Consider the following 21,281-nt stretch of genomic DNA (forward strand, 5'->3'; position numbering starts at 1 on the left):
CTAGCACCAATTTGGTTTGCTCTCGGCATTCATCTCTCAATGAACAATACTTAGACAAATGAGTGATCAACATCGATACTTCTAAGAGTTTTATTTGCCCAAGTAAACCATCTGGGTTACGCTGTCACTAGGTTATGTTTATGGGTCGGAACAAATGAAATATCAGCAGCTTGAGAATCTAGAATGTGGGTGGAAATGGAAGTATCTCATCAAAAAATGGAAAGATGGTGAAGCGATTACCCGACATATTGATACAAGCGAAGCAGATGCAGCGGTCGCAGAACTAAAACGCCTTGAACACGAGCCTACACTTGTCTTAGCTTGGATAGAAAACCACATGTCAGAAGAGTTAGATAATAAACTCAAGCAGGCTATCCGAGCGAAACGGAAACGTCACTTCAATGCAGAGCAAGTCCATACAAAGAAGAAATCCATTGATTTAGATTACCGAGTTTGGGAAAAGCTTTCTAGTAGAGCGAATGAACTTGGTTGTACGTTATCTGACGCAATTGAATATTTGCTTTCCGAAGCGTCGAGAAGTGAAAAAGCGAGTCAAAAAGTTACCTCAATTAAAGAGGATTTGAGTAAATTGCTATCTAGCTAGGATAGGGAGTGCCAAATGTTATATGTAATCTTAATTGCAGCCATCGTGATCTTTTGGTTGATCGCAGTCGATAGGCCGGTGTTAAAAGTAAAGTTCGATAATGGCCATATTAGTAACGTAAAAGGGCATCTACCTCCTTCTTTCAAACACAACTTACAGGATATTAGTGAGCATAACCCGTTTACTGGTGAAATGAAGGTGTATAGCCAACGAACAGGAATGCGCTTAAGCTTTTCCAAAGGCATTCCCAAAAAAGTTCAACAGAGGATTCGTAACGTTTTTCCGCACCAGGGCTTCAAAGCAAACAAAGGCAAGAAGCGCGCTTAATTACATATCAGTTACTTCATCATGTTAAATGGGACGCAATGTGGCGTCCCATTTTCGTATCTACAGAAAAATTACTTATCATCGAACAATCAACAACATAAACGGACCAAAACGATGAGATACGTTGTAACTTTAATGGTATTGATCTTTGCAAGTAATTCAGTTTTTGCTGACGATTCAGAAACGAACCTGTTGGCTAAAAAGATTAAGACTAAGCTTCAAAAGAAAGTAGACAATAAGTTTGATGGCTATCAAGGTTATTGTGACGTCATGATAGAAATGGAGCACAAAAGTAAAAACGCAGTAATAAAAAGAGTAACCAGCAGTGGTGACCAAAAAGTGTGTAGGTACGTTAAGTCCAACTTGAAGAAAGGAAAACGCTATCGTTACAAATACCCCGAAAAGTACATTCGCCTCCATATAACCACAGGCTTATAAATGTTTCAGAACGCAACTGAGCTCGTGATTTTTGGCAGATTTCGTTGCGGAGCGATTAGAGCGTTTAGCTGATTTTTGCTGTTGTACGAGGCGAGTATGAAAGGCTTTTTTGTTTGGTAGCGCTTAAGTTAGTAATCGTGATGCCATTGAATGGCAAATTCAGTGAGTTGGCCATCATCACCATACATAGATTGATTCAGGTGCTTACGGAAGGACACGCCAGTAAGTCGGGGACTAAGCGCGCATCAATTTTCAATAAGAGATTTGATTTGCTTCGTAAGCATAACCACAAACCAAACTAGCGATTGCAAGTCCACAGGAGCCTCGGTTAAAGCCTCAAAAGCAAACAATGTTGTTAATCTTAGGAGGACATTTTAAAGTAGCTAAAACCGGACATTATTGCTTTGAGATCTCACTCCTTGATGCGCATTATATGTGTTATGTTAAATTGCATATCGCCGTACGCTAAATGCTGTCTGAGTATGCTCCTATTCCCCTGCAGATTTTAAATTTAAGGGCCTTACTGTAAGTATTAAACATAATGGTTATTTACCATAAAATACTTAATATAGATCTTAATAATCTATCGATTGTTAAGATCTATATTAACGCCTTTTTGCTTATTGAAATGACTGTATAGCTTCAAAGATATCTTGTCTTCTAACTGGCTTGGAAATGAATCCGTCCATACCGGCATCCAGGCATTTATCTCTATCGCTTTCTAGCGCATGTGCAGTTAACGCTATAATTGGGGTCCTGAGACCTTTATCTCGAATAAGTCTTGTTGCGGTAATTCCATCCATCACTGGCATCGAGACATCCATGAGAATCAAATCGATTAAATCCTCATTCTCTTCTAAAAATGTTAATGCCTCTGCTCCATGGCTTGCGATATGAACATTATGGCCAAGCTTATTTAAGATAAGCTTTATTACGAACTGATTCGACTCGGTATCTTCTACGACGAGAAGTTCCATTGCTTTTGTCGGTTGATTGGTTTCGATTCTAACTGGACGATTTTGATTACAACGAGTCAAAACTGGAATCGAAATCGTAAAGGTTGAACCAACATGCTCATCACTTTTAACGGCAATCTTGCCACGCATCATTTCAACTAAATGCTTGGTTATTGCGAGTCCCAGTCCTGTACCACCAAAGCGTCTCGTGATGGAACGGTCTCCTTGATGAAATGCCGTAAACAAGTGCTCTTGCTTTGCTTTAGATATACCAATTCCAGTGTCAGATATTGAGATCACAAGTTCAGCATCTTGCTCAGATACAGAAACTTTTACTTCACCTTCGTCTGTAAACTTTATTGCATTCCCTATTAGATTAAACAGGATTTGAGATAACCGCGTGGAGTCAATCCAAAATTGTTTGTCATTAGTGACAGTACAGTTGAGTTTAAATTGGAGATTTTTCTTCTTAGCTATTTGTTTTTGCTGAGAAATAACAAAAGTGACAGTGTCTCTTAAATTAATCCATTGTTCATTGAGCTGAAAGCGACCAGACTCGATTTTAGAGAGATCAAGAATGTCACTGATTATCGCGAGAAGTAACTCTGCAGAGCACTCCATTTGGCTCAACGCATCAATTTGTTCTTCTGACAAGGTTGATTGCTTCAGTATATCTAGCATTCCAAGAACGGAATTTAAAGGGGTTCTTATTTCATGGCTCATCATCGCTAAGAACTCCGACTTAGAGCGGTTCGCAAGCTCTGCTTCTTCTCTTGCTTTAGCGAGCTGAGTTGTTCTTACCTCAACGATACGTTGTAACTTCTCTTTGGTCTCGATATCAATGACCGCCCTTTCAATTAAGGGACGAAACCGCCTCAAGGTTTCCTTATTCTCTATGCTAAAGTGCCCTTTCTGAGCTCCAATAAGTAGGATTACGGTTTGCGTTACTTCTGAACGTATACCAGTTAAAACGACCGAGTTTACATGGCTTTTTATAAAGCTGTTTAAGTTAACAAACTCAGCGAGTTTATCTGGCTCGAACAGTAGAATGCATTCACCATTGAGAGCTCTTTGATAGGTGTTACCGTGTAACCAGGATACATTGTCAAATACGCTATTAGTTGATATCAATGTCCTGAAGGGATATCGCTCACCATCGCGAGTCAGTACAATAAAATCATCGAAGTTGATGTACTTTTTGAGGACATTGTTTAATCCCGTAAATATCTCATGCCGATTCTTTGCCTCACTCATCGCAGATATCGCGGAAAGAATGGCCTTGTTTTCATCAGCGAGTAGTCGTTCTCTTTGTCTAGCCTGCTTTAGCTCAACTAACGCTTCTTGAAGCGCTTCCTGTTGATATATGTCTAAGTATTTATCTTTCATAAGGTTTATGGAATATAGCCGATGAAATCATCAGGTTTCCATGTCCATTCTCACCACCAATAAATCTACCTTGCTCGCCGAAAGTAAAAGGGCAAATAAAAGGCAAATGTTCTAGTTCTTGGTTAATTTGTTCACAAACGCTATTCATGTCTTGCATTAAGTGCAACATGGGACCTGCGCAAAAGATATTTATCACTCCAATTTTTCGAGACTCTTCTAATTTTTGGTTAAAAGCGGCATTGACGACTTTTGCAGCGCGCGCAACGAGATGCTCACGACTTCCTTTCATTAATGTGAGCTCGTCACCCTCTTCTATTCGTGTAAACAACTCGATTCCACCATCTGGCGTCTCACGGATCGGATGGGATAACTTGTAATATGGGCGATCATAGAGATGACCTGCGATCCGCCCTAATGGATAAGCACTCGAGTTTGTAAACAGCATATTATCTTTACCTACTTGGTTATCCTGGTGATTTGTCCACCTTCTATAAACATTGAGCGCAGGTTCATTATCAATTTCAAGTAAGCATCTATCGTTGGTCTTGGTTGCAACACCTTTGATATTAGTTGGTGTATGCCCAGCGCTAAAAGCGATATCAACAGGTTGAGAGGAGTAAAAGAGAGTTAAGCTTAAACCTGAAGTTTGAGAGCCTTGGGCGGTTATCACAGACCATTTCCCAGCGATGTTATTATCAGCGGCCGAACCACCAATAATTGGAATTAGAGTTCCAAATCTTTCATCTATAGACGCAATGATTGATTCCTCTTGCCCTGGTGTAGCATGAAGTAGAATTAAGTTTGGTACCTCTCCTACACGGTTTGCGTTCTCAAGGGCCATATCCAAAGCCTTGGTGACGCTGTCACCTGAGTTGTGATTAGAAATACCAGTACCATAAGCATGAGGACCTGTATCATAAACAGCAAGTGCCGCAATTACTGGGCCTGTATGAAAGCCCTGATCTGTCATTACGGCTTGACATGAACTGGCGCCATGAAAAGGCACACCAGGAAAATGCGCAAGAAACGCTTCTCGAATCAACTCAAAATTGTATTCTTCCGTGTAGTAACACATCACGTAAGACAAGCTCTGTTGTGTCAATTCGGACCTGAGCGTTTTTATCGCTGAGTCTTCATCTTTAATATGAGTAAAAACTGATTGGCAATGCATACGATTTTATAATTGGATATCACTCTGCTGTTATACCATTCCAACCAATTTTCTCTAGGTAAGAAGGTGTTAATTTCATTAATAAGTTACGATTATCTCGTGATAGATCGTATTTATAATTGAACTACAACAATGTTTTCACCTTTTTTAAAGGTGATTTTTTTCGATTCAGGCATGATGTCCCATTCTACTGACTTATGCTTCTCGTTGAGATTGATAAAATTACCAGATTGATTTAGATCAATTTTTAGAGTGCTACTTTCTGTCGTTTCGAGCGAAATTCCCATTGAGTCACGATTAATCGTGATTATTTCTCCTTCAATTGTTACATCGCATCGTTCTTTTTGTGAACAGTCAACGCTATTAACACTCTCGTGTGTAAAGGTACGCCAGAAAAATGCGCCTATTAAAACACTGAGCATGATTAAGATTTGTGCAAGTCGCGCCTTTGTTAACTTTTGTGCAGGCATAATTACTAATATCCTTGTTACAAACTTCAAACTTTTTAAATAAAAAATGATTTCCAGAGGTCCAGTAAGGTTACTACCCTGTCATTGAATTGTTAATTCAAGTATAGTGTCACGCTGAAAATGCCACTTTTTATTAAAGTCAGCAATGGAAATAAGGTGATGATAACACTTGAATTCTAGAGTTTACTTGGGTGGTGTTACGACGCAAGTCGTGTTGGAAGTAAAAGTGTAGTTAATTAGAAATTGGAAGCATGCAAATGAGCCAAGTAAAGCAGCTTGAACAAAACTACAACTATACAGTCGTTCGCCAATTTACCCTTGTGACCATTTTATGGGGCATAGTTGGTATGGCTGTTGGTGTTTTGATTGCCGCTCAATTAGTTTGGCCACAGCTAAACTTTGATACGCCGTGGTTGACGTACAGTCGCTTACGTCCACTGCATACTAATGCGGTAATTTTTGCGTTTGGTACCAGTGCTCTGTTCGCAACGTCTTATTATGTTGTACAGCGCACATGTCAAACACGTCTTTTTGGTGGCCCACTCGTTGCCTTCACCTTTTGGGGTTGGCAAGCAATCATCCTGGCAGCAGCCATTACTTTGCCTCTCGGTTTAACATCGGGTAAAGAGTATGCTGAGCTAGAATGGCCTATTGATATCGCAATTGCGCTAGTATGGGTATCATATGCGGTGGTGTTCTTCGGCACACTAGTGAAGCGAAACACGTCACATATTTATGTGGCAAACTGGTTCTTCGGTGCCTTTATTATCACAGTAGCAGTACTTCACATCGTGAACAGCATGGCTATTCCTGTGTCACTTGGTAAATCTTACTCGATTTACTCGGGCGCAGTAGATGCGATGGTTCAGTGGTGGTATGGACACAATGCGGTAGGTTTCCTACTGACCGCTGGTTTCCTAGGTATGATGTACTACTTCGTTCCTAAACAAGCTGAACGTCCTGTTTATTCTTACCGTCTATCTATCGTTCACTTCTGGGCACTTATTTCTCTATATATTTGGGCAGGCCCTCACCACCTTCATTATACAGCGCTACCAGACTGGACTCAGTCTCTAGGTATGGTTATGTCGCTGGTTCTATTTGCTCCTTCTTGGGGTGGTATGATCAACGGTATTATGACGTTATCTGGTGCATGGCATAAGCTTCGTTATGACCCTATCCTACGTTTCCTAATCGTTTCACTGTCGTTCTACGGTATGTCTACCTTTGAAGGCCCGATGATGTCGATTAAGACGGTTAACGCACTTTCTCACTACACAGACTGGACCATTGGTCACGTTCACTCTGGTGCGTTAGGTTGGGTTGCGATGGTTTCTATCGGCTCTGTATATCACTTGGTACCTCGCCTATTTGGCCAAGAGCGTATGTACTCTGTTGGTCTAGTTAATGTGCATTTCTGGCTAGCAACAATCGGTACCGTTCTTTACATCGTTGCGATGTGGATCTCTGGTGTAATGCAAGGTCTTATGTGGCGCGCGGTTAACTCTGACGGTACGCTAACTTACAGTTTTGTTGAATCTGTAGAAGCGTCTTATCCGTTCTACTTTGTACGTTTCCTAGGCGGATTTATCTTCCTATCTGGTATGTTCCTAATGGCATACAACACGTACAAAACGGTAAGTGCACCTAAAGAAAGCCTAAAAGCTATCCCACATCCGGCATAAGGAGATTTAAGAATGAGTAATAATTCTAATAATCGCCATGAAATCTTAGAACGTAATGTCGGTTTGTTGGCTATTTTTATCGTGTTTGCTATCAGTTGGGGTGCTCTTGTAGAGATCACTCCTCTGATTTTCCAAAAGCAAACGACTGAACCTGTAGAAAATCTGCGCGCTTACACTCCTTTGGAGATGGAAGGCCGTGATATCTACATCCGTGAAGGTTGTAACGTCTGTCACAGCCAGATGGTTCGTCCTTTCCGCTCAGAGACTGAACGTTACGGTCACTACTCTGTTGCTGGTGAGAGTGTTTGGGAACACCCATTCCTTTGGGGCTCTAAGCGTACAGGCCCGGATTTAGCTCGTGTTGGTGGTCGTTATTCTGACGAATGGCACCGTGTTCACCTGTTAGATCCTCGTGAGCTTGTACCTGAGTCAAACATGCCAGGTTTCCCGTGGCTAGCTGAAAACGTTTTAGACGGTAAGCTAACTCAGAAGAAACTTGAGCTATTTCGTGATCAGTTCGGCGTTCCATACACTGATGAAGAGATCGCGAATTCGGCTAAAGAAGTAGAAGGTAAAACAGAGATGGATGCAATCATCGCTTACCTTCAGTCTCTTGGTCATGCAATGAAGTAAGGGGATCATATGGATTTCGGTACAATTCATAGTATTTATACCGTTGTACTCTTCGCTAGTTTTATTGGCATCGTATGGTGGGCATTTAGTAAAAAGCGTAAAGCACGCTTTGAAGAAGATGCCAACTTGGTGTTTGCTGACGAAGAACAAAAGACCCCTAATAACCAAGGAGTGAAGAAGTAATGACTACATTCTGGAGTCTCTGGATTATCGTGATTACTGTCGGTACGCTAGTAGGCTGTGCGATTCTCCTGACTTGGTGCGCTAAAGATAAAATGGGCGTCGAGGAAGGGGAAGACATGGGCCACGAGTACGATGGTATTCGCGAGCTAAACAACCCTCTACCAAAGTGGTGGACTTACCTGTTTGTAAGCACATTTGTGTTCGCAGCAGTTTACCTTGCCCTATTCCCAGGTCTAGGTAGCTTCAAGGGCTTTTTAAACTGGCAGAGTTCGGCTCAAACCGTTCGCTCACTAGAAGAGTCAAAAGAAGCCATCGCTGCAGCACAAGAGAACAAGCAACTAAACCAATATGCAAAAGAACTGGATGATGCCGACGCTTACTTCGGCGAAGCATTCCGTAAACTTGCGCACAATGACAGTGGTCTACGCCCAATTCCTGAAATTGCGCAAGATCCTGAAGCATTAAAAGTTGGTCAGCGTTTGTTTTTGCAAAACTGTTCTCAATGCCATGGCTCTGATGCACGTGGTCAGAAAGGCTTCCCTAACCTGACTGATGATGCATGGCTATATGGTGGCGAGCCAGCAGCGATCGTTACAACCATCATGCACGGCCGTATTGGTCAAATGCCAGCATGGAAAGATGCCCTTGGTGAGCAAGGTGTTCAAGAAGTTGTAAGTTACACACTTAGTTTATCTGGTCGTAAAGTAAATGCTCGTGAAGCCGCGGCAGGTAAAGCACGCTTCGTAGTGTGTGCTGCTTGTCATGGTACCGATGGTAAGGGTAACCCTGCAGTCGGTGCGCCTGACCTTACAGACCAAGACTGGTTATTTGGTGACTCTCGTGCAGCTGTAACAGAAACCGTAATGAACGGACGCTCAGGCGTAATGCCTGCGTGGAAAGACATTTTGGGTGAAGATAAAGTTCAGCTCGTTGCCTCATATGTCTGGAGTTTAAGTAACTCAGAGAGTAAGTAACTGAGATATTACGTAACATAGCAATAACAGCCCCTTTCATAGGGGCTGTCTTTCCTTTAAATTTAACGCCTTACATTTTTTCATTTAGCTGTTGAGAACTTTTTTATGGTAAAGCCTTGGTATAAACAATTTTGGCCGTGGTTCCTAATCATCCTTCCTCTTACTGTCGTAGTTTGGACTGTGATTACTGTGGTCGTTTTCTCGAACAACTCTGTTTCTTTAGTCGCCGAGGATTACTATAAAAAAGGCAAAGGCATTAATATCGACATTAGTAAAATGAATGTCGCTCGTGACCTAGGTCTTAACGCTGAGATTTCCTCTGAAAATAACAATGTTGTGATTGTTTTCGCTAAAGGGAAGCTACCTCATTACCCTGCTCTAACGGCCACTTTCACTCATCGTACTCTTCCTGATCGTGACTTCACAAAGCTTGTAACAGCGGATGCATCTGGTAATTACCGACTAAAAGCTGAGGAATCTATTCAAGGACCATGGTTTGTTGAACTACAACCACACGACAAGCAATGGATGATCCAAGGTAAAGTTGAGTTTCCTGCCTCTTCAACACCGTTAATGAAGTAAGCATATGTGTAAATCCTGTTATCACTGCGGTGAAGATGTACCAGCCAACACGGATTTCAAAGTAGAAATATTGGGTGAAATTCGCGACATGTGTTGTCCGGGCTGCGAAACTGTGGCGCAGACTATTGTCGATAGTGGTCTTGTATCATATTACCAATACCGCACTGCGCCTGCAGAAAAGGCAGATCTAGTACCAGAGCAACTCCAAGCTTTAATTCATTATGACAATGCGGATGTACAATCTGAATTCGTACGAAATCGCGAAAATGTTTCTGAAGTAACCCTTTCTTTGGAAGGCGTTTCATGTGCCGCTTGTGCGTGGTTAATCGAAAAGCAAGTTTCTAATACGGCCGGGTTGGTATCTATCCGTGTTAATACAACCACCAATCGAGCGTTACTAGCCTGGGATAAAACTCAGGTACGGTTAAGCGAGCTCCTTTCCGTTATTCATAAACTTGGTTACAAAGCTGCACCTTTTGAAGCAGATAAGCAAGAAGCCTCTTACCATCGAATGATGAAGCAATATCTATATCGGCTAGGTATTGCAGGTTTAGCAACCATGCAGGTCATGATGCTCGCCGTTGCACTGTATCTCGAAGTCTTTGGTGATTTAGAGCCAGAGTTTAAAAGTTACTTTCGTTGGGTAAGTTTGATTTTTGCTACTCCTGTTTTGCTTTATTCCGCTCTTCCATTTTACTTAAACGCATGGCGCAGTATCAAAGGCCGAACCCTTGGTATGGATGTCCCGGTTTCTATTGCGTTGATCTTTGCCTATGTTGCAAGTTTAGTTGCAACAGTAACTGAACAAGGCGAAGTCTTCTTTGAATCTATCTCGATGTTTACCTTCTTTTTGTTAGTAGGTCGATTCTTAGAGATGCGCGCTCGTCGCAAAGCTGCTGCAGCGAGTGGTAACCTTCTTAAGTTGATTCCGGCAATTGCTACAACGCTGGACGGTGATCAGATACCCGTGAAGACGCTAAAAGTTGGCGTTCGTATTCGCGTTCTACCTGGTGAACATATCCCCGCTGACGGTAAAGTTATTTCAGGCCGTATTCATATTGATGAATCCATGCTAACGGGTGAGTCAGTGCATGTTGTGAAACGAGAAGGCGATATTGTTTATGCGGGAACGCTAAACGGAGACGAATCATTTGAACTTGAGGTAGTAAGCTCAAAGGCCGATTCAATGATTTCTAACATCGTGCGTTTACAAGATGAAGCTCAACACTCCAAACCTAAAATTGCGGAAATTGCAGACATTGTCGCCCGTTACTTTGTTGGTGTGATTCTTATTATCTCTGCTGGTACTTGGTTTTACTGGCATCAAACAAAACCAGATGATGCGTTTTGGATCATGCTGTCTGTGCTAGTCGCTACGTGTCCATGTGCGCTATCTCTGGCCACACCGACCGCACTCACTTGTGCTACCTCTAGAATGGGTAATTTTGGCATTTTACTTCGTAAAGGCCATGTGTTTGAGACACTATGTAAGATCAACCACTTAGTTGTAGATAAAACAGGCACTCTAACGAAAGGTGATATTGAGATCTGTGAAACAAAGATACTTAGTGATCTCCCACAGAAAGATTGTCTATCACTAGCTGCAGCTTTAGAGGCTCATGCAAACCACCCTATCGCTCGTTCTTTTGCAACTTACACCAATGATGACTTTATCGTGTCTGACGTGCAAAACGTGATTGGTTCAGGGATTGAGGGTATGTGGAATGGCAAAATCGTTAAGATAGGTAGTGCTGCTTTTGTTCAAGGCAAAGAAAGTGGTGAAAGCCAGGCGGTCTATCTGTCGGTTGATGGCAAGCATGTCGCTAGCTTTTACTACCGCGACCCTATCCGAAAAGAAAGCAAAGCCTTTATTCAACGTTTTGCTGACGCTGGAATTAAGACAACCCTGCTAACTGGTGATTCTCTCTCAAACGCCCAACCAGTGGCGAATGAAATTGGTATCGATCACATCGTCGCGTCAGCAAAGCCAGAAGATAAGCTTGCATACCTTAAGAGCTTGGACGAAAACAGTATCACTATGATGGTTGGTGATGGAATCAATGACGCGCCGACTCTCGCCGGAGCTCACCTTTCTGTCGCAATGGGCGGTGGTACAGATGTCGCTAAAGCTTCTGCAGATATGACGTTACTTGGGGATAATCTCGAAAAGCTACTAGAAGCACGTTTGCTTGCACTGCGTACAAGAAAGATTATTCGAGAAAACTTGGCTTGGTCTTTGGGTTACAACCTGTTAATTTTGCCTTTGGCGGTCGCAGGTTTAGTGGCTCCCTACATTGCAGTAGTTGGCATGTCTGCAAGCTCAATTATCGTTGTATCTAACTCTTTGCGCCTGCTCAAAGAGAAATAAGTAGAGAAAGCAAACATGGAAAGTCTTTATATATTGATTCCCATCGCTATCGTTCTCGTTTGTGTTGCTGTCGCCGTTTTTCTTTGGGCGGTAAGAAGCGATCAGTTTGAAGATCTTGAACGGCAAGGGCACAACATTCTTCTCGACGAAGAAGACCAATCTAATAGTGATAAAAAGTAGCGACCTTTATGACTCCTGATTTTATCGGTGCGTTGATGATCGGCTTAGTAGGAGCCGGTCATTGTATGGGTATGTGTGGTGGTATCGCGTCTCTACTTACCATGGGCTCTTCTGCTAAAAATAAAACTACCCCTCTTATCCCCCTCTTCTACAACCTCGGACGATTGATCAGTTATACCTTAATAGGTGCATTAGTGGGTGGTGCTATATCAGGTTTATCTGAGCTTAGTGGGTTAACGCACTCTCTTGCTTGGTTAAGGCTGATTGCTGCGTTATTCATGATCCTGGTCGCGCTGTATATTGCTAAATGGTGGCAAGGCTTACTTTTAATAGAAAAGCTAGGGCAGTATATCTGGCGCTTTATCTCGCCGGCAGGGAAGAATCTGTTGCCACTAAAGCATCCTCTTCACGCGTTGCCATTTGGCTTTATTTGGGGTTGGTTACCATGTGGCTTAGTTTATTCAGCGCTTACTTGGTCGGCGGTTTCTGGTAGTGCGATGAACGGCGGCCTAATTATGCTTGCGTTTGGGCTCGGAACGCTACCTGCAATGCTTATTATTGGATACGGTGCCAATCATTTTCAGAAATTACAAAAATCATTAATATTTAGAAATATTTCAGCATTAATCCTTATTGGCTATGGTACGTATACCGCTGTAGGAGCCTTAGCGTTACTCGGTTTCATATAACGTTAAACTCTATTGAGGTGACATTTTTGCTACCCTTTAGGATTAAGCGATGCTAAAATATTGATGTATATCAAATAGTGAAAGGTTGTTATGATTTCTGAAAAACCTGCAACAAAGCGTATCCAATCAGGCGGTTGCGCCATTCATTGCCAAGATTGTAGCATTAGTCAACTGTGTATCCCGTTCACTCTAAATGAGGCAGAACTTGATCAGCTTGACCAAATCATCGAACGTAAGAAGCCTATTCAAAAAGGACAAGAGCTTTTTAAGGCCGGTGATGAGCTAAAATCGCTATACGCTATCCGCTCTGGTACCATCAAGAGCTATACGATCACAGAGCAAGGTGATGAGCAAATCACAGCGTTTCACTTAGCTGGAGACTTAGTCGGTTTCGATGCTATCACTGGTGACTCCCACCCTAGCTTTGCTCAAGCACTCGAAACGTCGATGGTATGTGAAATCCCATACGAAATTTTAGACGATCTATCGGGTAAAATGCCTAAGCTTCGCCAGCAAATCATGCGTTTGATGAGTAACGAAATTAAAGGTGATCAGGAAATGATTTTGCTTCTTTCTAAAAAGAACGCAGAAGAGCGACTAGCTGCTTTCCTTTACAACCTATCAACGCGTTTTTCTCAGCGTGGCTTCAGCCCTAGAGAGTTTCGTTTAACTATGACTCGTGGTGATATTGGCAACTACCTTGGTCTTACAGTCGAAACGATCAGTCGTTTGTTAGGTCGTTTCCAGAAATCTGAGATCCTAAGCGTAAAAGGTAAATATATCACTATCTTAGACCACGATGCATTGATGGAACTTGCTGGTGTAACTAAAGAATAATACACCCTAATTATTGATGTAGCTCGAAAATGAGCTACATCATATTTCTCATAAATTCCTTTCGAAAGTCCTCAAAAAGTTCTCCAAACTAAGCTACAGTAAAAATGTACGGTGAGTACTCCAAAATACTGATTTAATTTACATTCAGTATCTGGTTTTGCAATAGAAGTGGGCTTAGTTATGAGTATATACAGTAAGATCCTTGTTGTAGCTGACATCAATAATGATGAGCAGCCCGCACTTGCAAGAGCTGTTCAATTAGCTCAGAAAAGTGTATCTAGAAGCCGAATCACTTTCTTTTTATCCATTTACGATTTCTCGTATGACATGACGTCAATGCTATCAGTGGATGAAAGAGATGCTATGCGTCGAGGTGTCATTCATCAGCGTGAGCAGTGGATGCGTAAAATTGCTCAACCATACCTAAACGATGGCTTCGACTTTGATGTTTGTGTTGTCTGGCACAACCGCCCTTATGAGGCGATTATTGCTGAAGTCTATGCAGGCAATCATGACCTAGTCATCAAAGGCACACGTAAGCATGATGTTTTAGAGTCTGTCATTTTCACACCGACAGATTGGCACTTGTTGCGAAAATGCCCTATTCCAGTGCTTCTTATTAAGAATGCTGCTTGGCCGGAACAAGCAAGTATCCTTGCCTCAGTACATGTGGGCTCAGAAAACCCGACTCATATTGATCTCAACGATACGATGGTCGAGCGATTAAAAGAAATCACCACTCGGCTTGAGGCCAAGCCATATCTTGTTAACGCCTACCCCGTTACACCGGCGAACATTACGATTGAACTTCCTGAATTTGACCCAACGACTTATACCGATGCAGTGCGAGGTCATCATTTAACGGCTATGAAAGCACTACGCCAAAAACATGGTCTTGATGAAGAACAAACGATAGTTGAGCAAGGTTTACCTGAAGATGTCATTCCGGCAGCTGCAGAGCGCTTGAACGCAGCAATGGTTATTTTAGGTACCACAGGGCGAACAGGGCTTTCTGCTGTCTTTATTGGTAATACAGCGGAGCACGTAATTGATAAAATAAATTGCGACGTGTTGGCTCTAAAACCAAAAGGCTACATTAGCCCTCTCGACCCAAATACAGCAACCTAATCTCTCTTTAGTATTGCTATGTATTGAGCGCTTTCAAATAAGCGCTAATAAATCCCCCGAATACAGGGGGATTTTTGTTTGGGAACAGTTAAAGCGTTGGGTACAAAAAAGGAGGTCTAATTAACCTCCTTTTTTACGAGTTAGATGTTCGTAACATCGATGAACATCGATTCATCAATATTCGTCGAAGAAACGACAGCCTCATTAAATTCATACTCTTCGCGGTTACCTTCACGATCTAGCGGTAAGTTAACAAAGTCGAACAATTCGCGGTCTGCTAGTTGGCTTGGGCTTACGTTTTGAATTGATTTAAAAATTGCTTCCACACGCCCTGGCGTCTTCTTATCCCATTCAATCAACATTGCTTTTATAGATTGACGCTGAAGGTTCTCTTGAGAGCCACAAAGGTTACACGGAATTATTGGGAAATCCTTGTGCTCAGCGTATTTGATCAAATCTTTTTCACGACAGTAAGTCAATGGACGAATGACCACGTTACGGCCATCATCAGAGCGTAGCTTTGGTGGCATCGCTTTAAGGCGAGAGCCGTGGAACATATTCAAGAACATTGTTTCGACGATGTCATCCATGTGATGACCTAGCGCAAGCTTAGTTGCACCAATCTTCTCTGCAAATGAATACAGCGTACCACGTCGCAGGCGTGAACACAGACCACAAGTGGTTTTGCCTTCTGGTACCTTCTCTTTTACGACGGAATACGTGTCCTTATCGACGATATAGTAAGGGATATTCAGTGTTTCGAAATACTCTGGCAGAATGTGCTCAGGGAAGCCCGGTTGTTTTTGGTCTAGGTTTACCGCAACCACTTCAAATTTGATCGGTGCGGCTTTTTGAAGATTCAGCAGGATATCAAGCATCGCGAATGAATCTTTACCACCGCTAATACATGCCATTACAACATCGCTTTCTTCGATCATGTTGTAATCAGTAATGGCATTTCCAACATGTCTTCTTAGGCGTTTCTGAAGCTTGTTGAATTCTAGGGTTTCTTTTCTTGTATCTATTTGGTTCATTGCGGGCTCTCACATCGCCGATAAATCGACTAGGACTTCCTAACATGGGTTTCTTTGGGGCGTGGATTATACGAGCTTTTTACGCAGGATTAAATGCTTGTCTTATTGAGTCTTTAAGAAAAGAGTGTGAAAGATACTTTAGTTACGGTCAAAATTAAAAAAGAGCTGCGATTGCAGCCCTTTCTAAACGTTCAGTGTTCATTTCTTTGCGTTAGGTAGATAAGGTAACACTCGCATCGTCGGTTCTGGTAGTGTCATTGTGCCACCTTGCCCTATTTCACTTAGTGCGACTTGTATCTTGCCATTGACAATTGGCTTTTCGGTTCCGTTTGAGAAAATCACTTTATCATTCAGTTGATTTGCAAACTCCATCGTCACACCTTGAACTTCCGGTGTAAACCAACCCGCAAACATACCGCCTAAATCTTCCAGCATCGTCTGCATTTGAGGTAGAAGAGGCTTAAGTTGCTCGTAAGAAACGTTACCCTGTAATGGTTCTTTGGTCATCACGACAAGTGAGTAATCGCAACGTGTATCTTTTGGGGTATCGATAAAAACCAACGGATTCGCTGACTTTAAGTTTTTATCAACAGGTAAAGGCAACTCTTGTGAAGCAGGGATAACAAACTCTTCATAGTGCTCTTCTTTTTCCATCCAAGCTTTTTCTATCGTACAAATTTGTTTAGTTTTTGCGTCCACAAAAAAGACACCAACTTTCACATCGTCATGCCCTTCTTTATTGTTGTTTTTTAGTTGAGTGTATAACTTTGAGTACGTGAACATGTACTCTTGAGCTTGGGTTATCGGCGATACAAGAATTAGCGCCGCACTTCCCAATAGACTTAGGCTTAACTTTTTCATTTTATCCGTTATTTTATTGCGTCCAGTAGGCGTTGTTATGACGAATCATAGCGCGAAGATCGTGTACATAGGCGATGCCACGTTCAGAATAGGCTAGCAACCCATGCGTTAACTCTGACGCGGTTGCAACCGTTAACAAGCCCTTGTTCTTTTCAGCCAGAGATGTTCTGATTTCACGCAGGTCTGCATACGCTGGGTTTCGATTAACATTCATAAAGTAGCCATGAACAGACTGTTGTACAGAATCGAATTTTTCAACTTCATGAACTTTGTTAGCGCCACGTTGCGCTGGAACAATTCCACAGCCCTTTTTATAACACCATTGGCCGAACAAGTTGTTTGCTTGAGTAGCAAAACGAGAAGTGCCCCACGCAGATTCATTTGCCGCTTGAGTTAGAACCAAGGCTTCAGGTAAGACGTTCACTCGCACAAGCATCTCGTCTAGCCATGCTTGATCAATCTTATCGTTACTCGAGGGCAACGAATACAGAGATGATAACCGCTGAGCATACTCTTGTTGTTCTTGCGTCACTTGTCCCACCTTTAAAGAGGTAAGAAAGGCCCGCTCATGACGAATTCGTTGATTCTCAAGAGCAATTTTAGGCCTTAAAAAATCAAAAAAAGCAGCTTTTTTCTCTTTCGTATCTTTTATTGAATTGAAGTCTGGGATATCACCGATGTATGGCAAGTGTGATAAATCGACATGCTTAATCTTGCCAGAGAGTACGTCAGGATTTTCCACATATTTAAACTGTTTCTCGTAGTGTAAATATGGGCCTATAGAAATAAAAGTGGCGGCTATACAGGTTGCCGCCACTCGTAAACTTATTGATTTCAAAGAATTAGGCATCAAACACCTGTGAGTTACCATCGTGATCATTATCGTTTTTCTGTGTTGTAACGATCTTAAGCTTAATTCCAAACATTTCGCGGTAGAGTATGCCTTTCAAATGGAAGAAGAATGGCAGCACAAAAATCAAGCCAATACCGTAGAACATTGCTGCAATAATAAACATTAACATCACGCCTAAGTAAAGCCCCGCGACCACAAAAATCTTCTTGTTGATTGCGCGAAGTGATAACAGCAACGCTTGCATTGGTGGCACCCTTTTCTCACAAATCAACAAAATAGAGTGACTAAATGCCAAGGAAAGATACAGCGACAGTAAAGGAAAAATCATACCAACCACACCTTGTAGCATTAAGCTCATGAGCGTTGCTAGAATAACAGGAATGGTGAACTGCAACCCCTTTCCAACATGGCGCAACTTAGTCTTCAGGCCGGCGACATGGCTCATAGCCATCAAGCTGATCCCCGCATAAATTGGTGCGCTAATCACCTCATAACTGAAATTCGCGACATAAATAGAAGACACAATATCGTTTGTGAACGACTCTGGGTTCTCAAATGCATCAAGAATAACGCTCAAATCGCCCAACTGCAGTTTTAATGCAATATAGAAAATACCTAACTGGACAAAAAGCAATACAATAATGGCAGGAGAAAATGATAAAAAGTGCTGGATGGTTGCTCGCCAAGCTTCGTTAAAAACCGCGCCAGCTTTAAGCTCGTAGTTGCCAGACAAAGCTCGCTCTACACTCCCCCCAAGATTGAAATCTTTCTCAAAATCGTCGTTCATAGTTTATCCAAGACTAACTTGTAAAATTTTGACTGGAATTCCAGTCAATTAATGTAATCGTCATTATAAAGAAATCTTTCCACATCTAACATCACAACTCACCTACAATCCTTGCAATCTCAACTGTATGGTTGATAATTAACCACTTTCAAGGTCATGAAATTGAAACAATTGTTGAACAAAGTTTAGTGCTATCAAACTGTGTCTAGATGCCAATTAATCTCATAAAAACAGTATGGTAAGGAATGATGGCTTTTTCCTGCAAAATTATTTCTGTTTCAAGATAAGAAAATGCTTTAATTTCACACTTTTGGTGATTATGATGCGCGCCTCAAAAGTGAATGGTTAGTGTCACATCAGCTGGGATAATCCCGGCTTGAACGTGGGGGAAATACAGACGTTGAACGCAAAACCGCAAGCAGGAAAGCCAGTTATTCGTTTATCTGGTATTAGTAAAAGTTTCGATGGTAAGGAAATCATCGGTAATTTAAATCTGGATGTTAATCATGGTGAATTTCTGACGATTCTCGGGCCTTCTGGTTGTGGTAAGACAACAGTTTTACGCATGATTGCAGGTTTTGAAACGGCAGATAACGGTCAAATTATTTTGGATGACCAGGATGTAACACAGGTTCCTGCAGAGCAAAGGCACGTCAACACGGTATTTCAAAGTTACGCATTGTTTCCACACATGACCGTATATGAGAATGTCGCTTTTGGTCTTCGTATGCAGAAAACGCCTACTGCGGACATTGAACCACGAGTAATGGAAGCACTGCGCATGGTGCGCCTAGAAAAAATGGCACAGCGTAAGCCTCATCAGCTTTCTGGTGGTCAGCAACAACGTATCGCCATTGCGCGTGCGGTTGTTAACAAACCAAAAGTACTGCTGCTAGATGAATCTCTATCGGCACTTGATTACAAACTGCGTAAGCAAATGCAAATCGAGCTTAAACAGCTTCAGCGTCAACTTGGTATTACCTTTATCTTCGTTACGCACGATCAGGAAGAAGCCCTATCGATGTCTGACCGCATTATTGTAATGCGCGATGGTGTTATCGAGCAGGATGGTTCTCCACGTGAGATTTACGAAGAGCCGAAGAACCTATTTGTTGCTCGCTTTATCGGTGAGATCAACGTATTCAACGCAACCATGCTAGAGCGTATCGACGAGAAACGTATCCGTGCAGAAATCGAAGGTGTCGAATCTGTTGTTTACTACGATCAGGAAGCGCAAGCAGGTGAAAAACTGCAAGTACTACTTCGCCCAGAAGACTTACGTATCGAAGAGATCAAAGAGTCTGAAGAAAAAGGCATCGTAGGTCACGTAACAGAGCGTACCTATAAAGGTATGACGCTTGATTCAGTTATCCAATTGGATTCGGGCATGCGTGTAATGGTTAGCGAATTCTTTAACGAAGATGATCCTGATGTGGACCACTCACTTGGCCAGAAAGTCGCTATCACTTGGGTTGAGAGCTGGGAGGTAGTCCTCAATGATAAGCAAGAAGATTAATCTTCAAAACGCGATCATTACCTTAATCGTCGGTTGGTTAACACTTTTCGTGTTGGTACCAAATGTGATGATTATCGGTACGAGTTTCTTAACGCGTGATGAAGCAAACTTAATCGAAATGACATTTACTTTCGACAACTACTTACGTCTACTCGACCCCTTGTATGCGAAAGTGCTGATGCACTCGTTCTACATGGCGATCGTGGCGACGTTGTTGTGTTTAGTAATTGGTTACCCATTTGCTTACATCATAGCGAAAATGCCAGAGAAATGGCGCCCATTCATGTTGTTCTTAGTTATCGTACCTTTTTGGACAAACTCTCTTATCCGTACTTACGGCCTGAAGATTGTTCTGGGTACACAAGGTATTTTGAACAAATCATTAATGGCGATGGAAATCATCGATAAGCCATTACGTATTATGTACACCGAAACAGCAGTAATGATTGGTCTTGTGTACATCCTGCTTCCATTTATGATTCTGCCGCTTTACTCGGCAATCGAGAAGTTGGACAACACTTATATCGAGGCGGCGAAAGATCTTGGTGCGAACAAGTTCCAAACCATTACGAAAGTGATTCTACCTCTGACAATGCCTGGCATTATCGGTGGTTGTTTGTTGGTTCTGCTACCAGCACTAGGTATGTTCTACATCTCTGACCTTCTTGGTGGTGCGAAGAACCTACTGATTGGTAACGTTATTAAGAGCCAAGTATTGAACGCTCGTGACTGGCCATTTGGTGCTGCGACCAGTATCGCCCTCACCTTCGCAATGGCTGTGATGCTTTACGCTTACTACAGAGCAGGCAAACTATTGAATAAGAAAGTGGAGCTAGACTAATGGGACGCACAGTTAGATTTAGCTTTATGGCGCTGGTATATGCATTTTTGTATCTGCCAATCATCGTCTTAATTGTTAACTCATTTAATGCCAATAAATTTGGTATGAAATGGGGCGGTTTCACCACGAAATGGTACGAAACTTTAGTAAATAACGACAGCCTAATGCAGGCTGCATGGCATTCATTGAACGTAGCGGTATTTTCAGCGACAGCTGCAACCATTATTGGTAGCTTGACGGCTGTTGCTTTATTCCGTTACTCGTTCAAAGGTAAAGGCGCGGTAAACGGCATGCTGTTTGTCGTAATGATGTCTCCAGATATCGTAATGGCGATTTCATTACTTGCTCTGTTCCTTGTATTGGGCGCACAGCTAGGCTTCTTTACTCTATTGATTGCTCACATCACCTTTTGTCTACCATTCGTTGTGGTAACTGTATACAGCCGCTTAAATGGCTTTGATGTGAAAATGTTGGAAGCAGCAAAAGACCTTGGTGCAAGCGAGTGGGTTATCTTGAAACAGATCATCCTTCCTCTCGCTAAACCAGCGGTTGCCGCAGGTTGGTTATTGAGCTTTACCCTGTCTTTGGACGATGTGATCATCAGCTCGTTTGTAACGGGTCCAACATACGAAATCTTGCCATTGAAGATTTACTCCATGGTTAAGGTGGGCATTTCACCGGAAGTGAACGCCCTAGCAACGGTGATGTTGATTGTTTCTTTGGTCTTGGTAGTAATTTCTCAGTTGCTAGCAAGAGAAAAAGTGAAGTAGAATCCGCA

Annotated in this window: 23 protein-coding genes; 16 read left to right on the forward strand and 7 right to left on the reverse strand. The window is 42.2% G+C overall.

What is annotated here, in order from left to right:
- Positions 1-154: 154 nt before the first annotated feature.
- From matP to R7P35_RS09465, 3 genes are all read left to right on the forward strand, one after another.
- A complete protein-coding gene (matP, locus tag R7P35_RS09455) occupies positions 155-604 on the forward strand; it encodes a macrodomain Ter protein MatP (protein WP_005396497.1) in 450 nt (149 codons plus the stop codon).
- A gap of 15 nt (positions 605-619) precedes the next feature.
- Positions 620-931 carry a DUF3634 family protein gene (locus R7P35_RS09460; protein ID WP_005377468.1) on the forward strand — a complete coding sequence of 104 codons (312 nt, stop codon included), beginning with the start codon at positions 620-622 and terminating at the stop codon, positions 929-931.
- A 114-nt stretch (positions 932-1,045) separates the two neighbouring features.
- Positions 1,046-1,369, forward strand: coding sequence for a hypothetical protein (locus R7P35_RS09465; protein ID WP_025766620.1), 324 nt, complete (start codon positions 1,046-1,048; stop codon positions 1,367-1,369).
- A 620-nt stretch (positions 1,370-1,989) separates the two neighbouring features.
- Here the strand turns inward: R7P35_RS09465 and R7P35_RS09470 are convergent.
- The 3 genes from R7P35_RS09470 to R7P35_RS09480 form a co-directional block, all read right to left on the reverse strand.
- On the reverse strand, positions 1,990-3,711 hold the full coding sequence (locus R7P35_RS09470; protein WP_025766635.1) for an ATP-binding protein: 1,722 nt from the start codon (positions 3,709-3,711) through the stop codon (positions 1,990-1,992).
- Positions 3,701-4,882, reverse strand: coding sequence for an FIST signal transduction protein (locus R7P35_RS09475; RefSeq protein ID WP_025766636.1), 1,182 nt, complete (start codon positions 4,880-4,882; stop codon positions 3,701-3,703). The genes R7P35_RS09470 and R7P35_RS09475 overlap by 11 nt, the downstream gene beginning before the upstream one ends.
- A gap of 113 nt (positions 4,883-4,995) precedes the next feature.
- Complete coding sequence (locus R7P35_RS09480) at positions 4,996-5,352, reverse strand: hypothetical protein (RefSeq protein WP_005377473.1); 357 nt, start codon at positions 5,350-5,352, stop codon at positions 4,996-4,998.
- A gap of 257 nt (positions 5,353-5,609) precedes the next feature.
- Here R7P35_RS09480 and ccoN point away from each other — a divergent pair, with 257 nt between their 5' ends.
- From ccoN to uspE, 10 genes are all read left to right on the forward strand, one after another.
- Positions 5,610-7,037: a cytochrome-c oxidase, cbb3-type subunit I gene (ccoN, locus tag R7P35_RS09485; protein WP_005396488.1), complete on the forward strand. Its 1,428-nt coding sequence runs from the start codon at positions 5,610-5,612 to the stop codon at positions 7,035-7,037.
- 12 nt (positions 7,038-7,049) lie between these two features.
- The gene (gene ccoO, locus R7P35_RS09490) at positions 7,050-7,670 is read left to right on the forward strand and encodes a cytochrome-c oxidase, cbb3-type subunit II (protein ID WP_005377475.1); all 621 of its coding nucleotides are present in this window, start codon (positions 7,050-7,052) and stop codon (positions 7,668-7,670) included.
- Between the two features lie 9 nt (positions 7,671-7,679).
- Entirely contained in the window at positions 7,680-7,853 is a 174-nt protein-coding gene (locus R7P35_RS09495) for a cbb3-type cytochrome oxidase subunit 3 (protein WP_005377485.1), read from the forward strand.
- Positions 7,853-8,827 (forward strand): cytochrome-c oxidase, cbb3-type subunit III, encoded by a 975-nt coding sequence (gene ccoP / locus R7P35_RS09500; RefSeq protein ID WP_005377487.1) that lies wholly within the window; start codon positions 7,853-7,855, stop codon positions 8,825-8,827. The genes R7P35_RS09495 and ccoP overlap by 1 nt, the downstream gene beginning before the upstream one ends.
- A 105-nt stretch (positions 8,828-8,932) precedes the next feature.
- Positions 8,933-9,409 (forward strand): FixH family protein, encoded by a 477-nt coding sequence (locus tag R7P35_RS09505; protein WP_005377489.1) that lies wholly within the window; start codon positions 8,933-8,935, stop codon positions 9,407-9,409.
- Positions 9,410-9,413: 4 nt separating this feature from the next.
- A complete protein-coding gene (locus tag R7P35_RS09510; protein WP_042522977.1) occupies positions 9,414-11,777 on the forward strand; it encodes a heavy metal translocating P-type ATPase in 2,364 nt (787 codons plus the stop codon).
- A gap of 15 nt (positions 11,778-11,792) precedes the next feature.
- Positions 11,793-11,957: a cbb3-type cytochrome oxidase assembly protein CcoS gene (ccoS, locus tag R7P35_RS09515; RefSeq protein WP_005377493.1), complete on the forward strand. Its 165-nt coding sequence runs from the start codon at positions 11,793-11,795 to the stop codon at positions 11,955-11,957.
- 8 nt (positions 11,958-11,965) lie between these two features.
- Positions 11,966-12,646: a sulfite exporter TauE/SafE family protein gene (locus R7P35_RS09520; RefSeq protein WP_017634899.1), complete on the forward strand. Its 681-nt coding sequence runs from the start codon at positions 11,966-11,968 to the stop codon at positions 12,644-12,646.
- Between the two features lie 90 nt (positions 12,647-12,736).
- Positions 12,737-13,483, forward strand: coding sequence for an FNR family transcription factor (locus R7P35_RS09525; RefSeq protein ID WP_005377497.1), 747 nt, complete (start codon positions 12,737-12,739; stop codon positions 13,481-13,483).
- Between the two features lie 180 nt (positions 13,484-13,663).
- Positions 13,664-14,611: a universal stress protein UspE gene (gene uspE / locus R7P35_RS09530; RefSeq protein ID WP_005377500.1), complete on the forward strand. Its 948-nt coding sequence runs from the start codon at positions 13,664-13,666 to the stop codon at positions 14,609-14,611.
- A gap of 140 nt (positions 14,612-14,751) precedes the next feature.
- Here the strand turns inward: uspE and ttcA are convergent, their stop codons facing one another.
- The 4 genes from ttcA to R7P35_RS09550 all read right to left on the reverse strand — a co-directional run bounded on the left by ttcA (position 14,752) and on the right by R7P35_RS09550 (position 18,146).
- Positions 14,752-15,645 carry a tRNA 2-thiocytidine(32) synthetase TtcA gene (gene ttcA, locus R7P35_RS09535; RefSeq protein ID WP_213904919.1) on the reverse strand — a complete coding sequence of 298 codons (894 nt, stop codon included), beginning with the start codon at positions 15,643-15,645 and terminating at the stop codon, positions 14,752-14,754.
- A gap of 198 nt (positions 15,646-15,843) precedes the next feature.
- Positions 15,844-16,506, reverse strand: coding sequence for a DUF2987 domain-containing protein (locus R7P35_RS09540; protein WP_042522976.1), 663 nt, complete (start codon positions 16,504-16,506; stop codon positions 15,844-15,846).
- A 13-nt stretch (positions 16,507-16,519) separates the two neighbouring features.
- On the reverse strand, positions 16,520-17,356 hold the full coding sequence (locus R7P35_RS09545; RefSeq protein WP_042522974.1) for a glucosaminidase domain-containing protein: 837 nt from the start codon (positions 17,354-17,356) through the stop codon (positions 16,520-16,522).
- A complete protein-coding gene (locus R7P35_RS09550) occupies positions 17,349-18,146 on the reverse strand; it encodes a hypothetical protein (RefSeq protein WP_005389175.1) in 798 nt (265 codons plus the stop codon). The genes R7P35_RS09545 and R7P35_RS09550 overlap by 8 nt, the downstream gene beginning before the upstream one ends.
- A 400-nt stretch (positions 18,147-18,546) precedes the next feature.
- On the opposite strand from R7P35_RS09550, the gene potA reads away from it, so the two are divergent.
- From potA to potC, 3 genes are read left to right on the forward strand one after another with little or no spacing between them, the layout of a single operon-like run.
- Entirely contained in the window at positions 18,547-19,662 is a 1,116-nt protein-coding gene (gene potA, locus R7P35_RS09555) for a spermidine/putrescine ABC transporter ATP-binding protein PotA (RefSeq protein WP_017634901.1), read from the forward strand.
- The gene (potB, locus tag R7P35_RS09560) at positions 19,643-20,503 is read left to right on the forward strand and encodes a spermidine/putrescine ABC transporter permease PotB (RefSeq protein WP_005377512.1); all 861 of its coding nucleotides are present in this window, start codon (positions 19,643-19,645) and stop codon (positions 20,501-20,503) included. Before potA ends, potB begins: the two co-directional genes overlap by 20 nt.
- Positions 20,503-21,273: a spermidine/putrescine ABC transporter permease PotC gene (gene potC / locus R7P35_RS09565; protein WP_005389180.1), complete on the forward strand. Its 771-nt coding sequence runs from the start codon at positions 20,503-20,505 to the stop codon at positions 21,271-21,273. Before potB ends, potC begins: the two co-directional genes overlap by 1 nt.
- Positions 21,274-21,281: the final 8 nt, after the last annotated feature.

It is taken from the genome of Vibrio sp. Vb0304 (assembly GCF_033338995.1).
GTDB lineage: Bacteria > Pseudomonadota > Gammaproteobacteria > Enterobacterales > Vibrionaceae > Vibrio > Vibrio alginolyticus.

Coding starts and splice junctions, on each gene's coding strand:
- matP (WP_005396497.1), top strand. CDS start 155: ATGAAATATCAGCAGCTTGAGAATCTAGAATGTGGGTGGAAATGGAAG.
- R7P35_RS09460 (WP_005377468.1), top strand. CDS start 620: ATGTTATATGTAATCTTAATTGCAGCCATCGTGATCTTTTGGTTGATC.
- R7P35_RS09465 (WP_025766620.1), top strand. CDS start 1,046: ATGAGATACGTTGTAACTTTAATGGTATTGATCTTTGCAAGTAATTCA.
- R7P35_RS09470 (WP_025766635.1), bottom strand. CDS start 3,711: ATGAAAGATAAATACTTAGACATATATCAACAGGAAGCGCTTCAAGAA.
- R7P35_RS09475 (WP_025766636.1), bottom strand. CDS start 4,882: ATGCATTGCCAATCAGTTTTTACTCATATTAAAGATGAAGACTCAGCG.
- R7P35_RS09480 (WP_005377473.1), bottom strand. CDS start 5,352: ATGCCTGCACAAAAGTTAACAAAGGCGCGACTTGCACAAATCTTAATC.
- ccoN (WP_005396488.1), top strand. CDS start 5,610: ATGAGCCAAGTAAAGCAGCTTGAACAAAACTACAACTATACAGTCGTT.
- ccoO (WP_005377475.1), top strand. CDS start 7,050: ATGAGTAATAATTCTAATAATCGCCATGAAATCTTAGAACGTAATGTC.
- R7P35_RS09495 (WP_005377485.1), top strand. CDS start 7,680: ATGGATTTCGGTACAATTCATAGTATTTATACCGTTGTACTCTTCGCT.
- ccoP (WP_005377487.1), top strand. CDS start 7,853: ATGACTACATTCTGGAGTCTCTGGATTATCGTGATTACTGTCGGTACG.
- R7P35_RS09505 (WP_005377489.1), top strand. CDS start 8,933: ATGGTAAAGCCTTGGTATAAACAATTTTGGCCGTGGTTCCTAATCATC.
- R7P35_RS09510 (WP_042522977.1), top strand. CDS start 9,414: ATGTGTAAATCCTGTTATCACTGCGGTGAAGATGTACCAGCCAACACG.
- ccoS (WP_005377493.1), top strand. CDS start 11,793: ATGGAAAGTCTTTATATATTGATTCCCATCGCTATCGTTCTCGTTTGT.
- R7P35_RS09520 (WP_017634899.1), top strand. CDS start 11,966: ATGACTCCTGATTTTATCGGTGCGTTGATGATCGGCTTAGTAGGAGCC.
- R7P35_RS09525 (WP_005377497.1), top strand. CDS start 12,737: ATGATTTCTGAAAAACCTGCAACAAAGCGTATCCAATCAGGCGGTTGC.
- uspE (WP_005377500.1), top strand. CDS start 13,664: ATGAGTATATACAGTAAGATCCTTGTTGTAGCTGACATCAATAATGAT.
- ttcA (WP_213904919.1), bottom strand. CDS start 15,645: ATGAACCAAATAGATACAAGAAAAGAAACCCTAGAATTCAACAAGCTT.
- R7P35_RS09540 (WP_042522976.1), bottom strand. CDS start 16,506: ATGAAAAAGTTAAGCCTAAGTCTATTGGGAAGTGCGGCGCTAATTCTT.
- R7P35_RS09545 (WP_042522974.1), bottom strand. CDS start 17,356: ATGCCTAATTCTTTGAAATCAATAAGTTTACGAGTGGCGGCAACCTGT.
- R7P35_RS09550 (WP_005389175.1), bottom strand. CDS start 18,146: ATGAACGACGATTTTGAGAAAGATTTCAATCTTGGGGGGAGTGTAGAG.
- potB (WP_005377512.1), top strand. CDS start 19,643: ATGATAAGCAAGAAGATTAATCTTCAAAACGCGATCATTACCTTAATC.
- potC (WP_005389180.1), top strand. CDS start 20,503: ATGGGACGCACAGTTAGATTTAGCTTTATGGCGCTGGTATATGCATTT.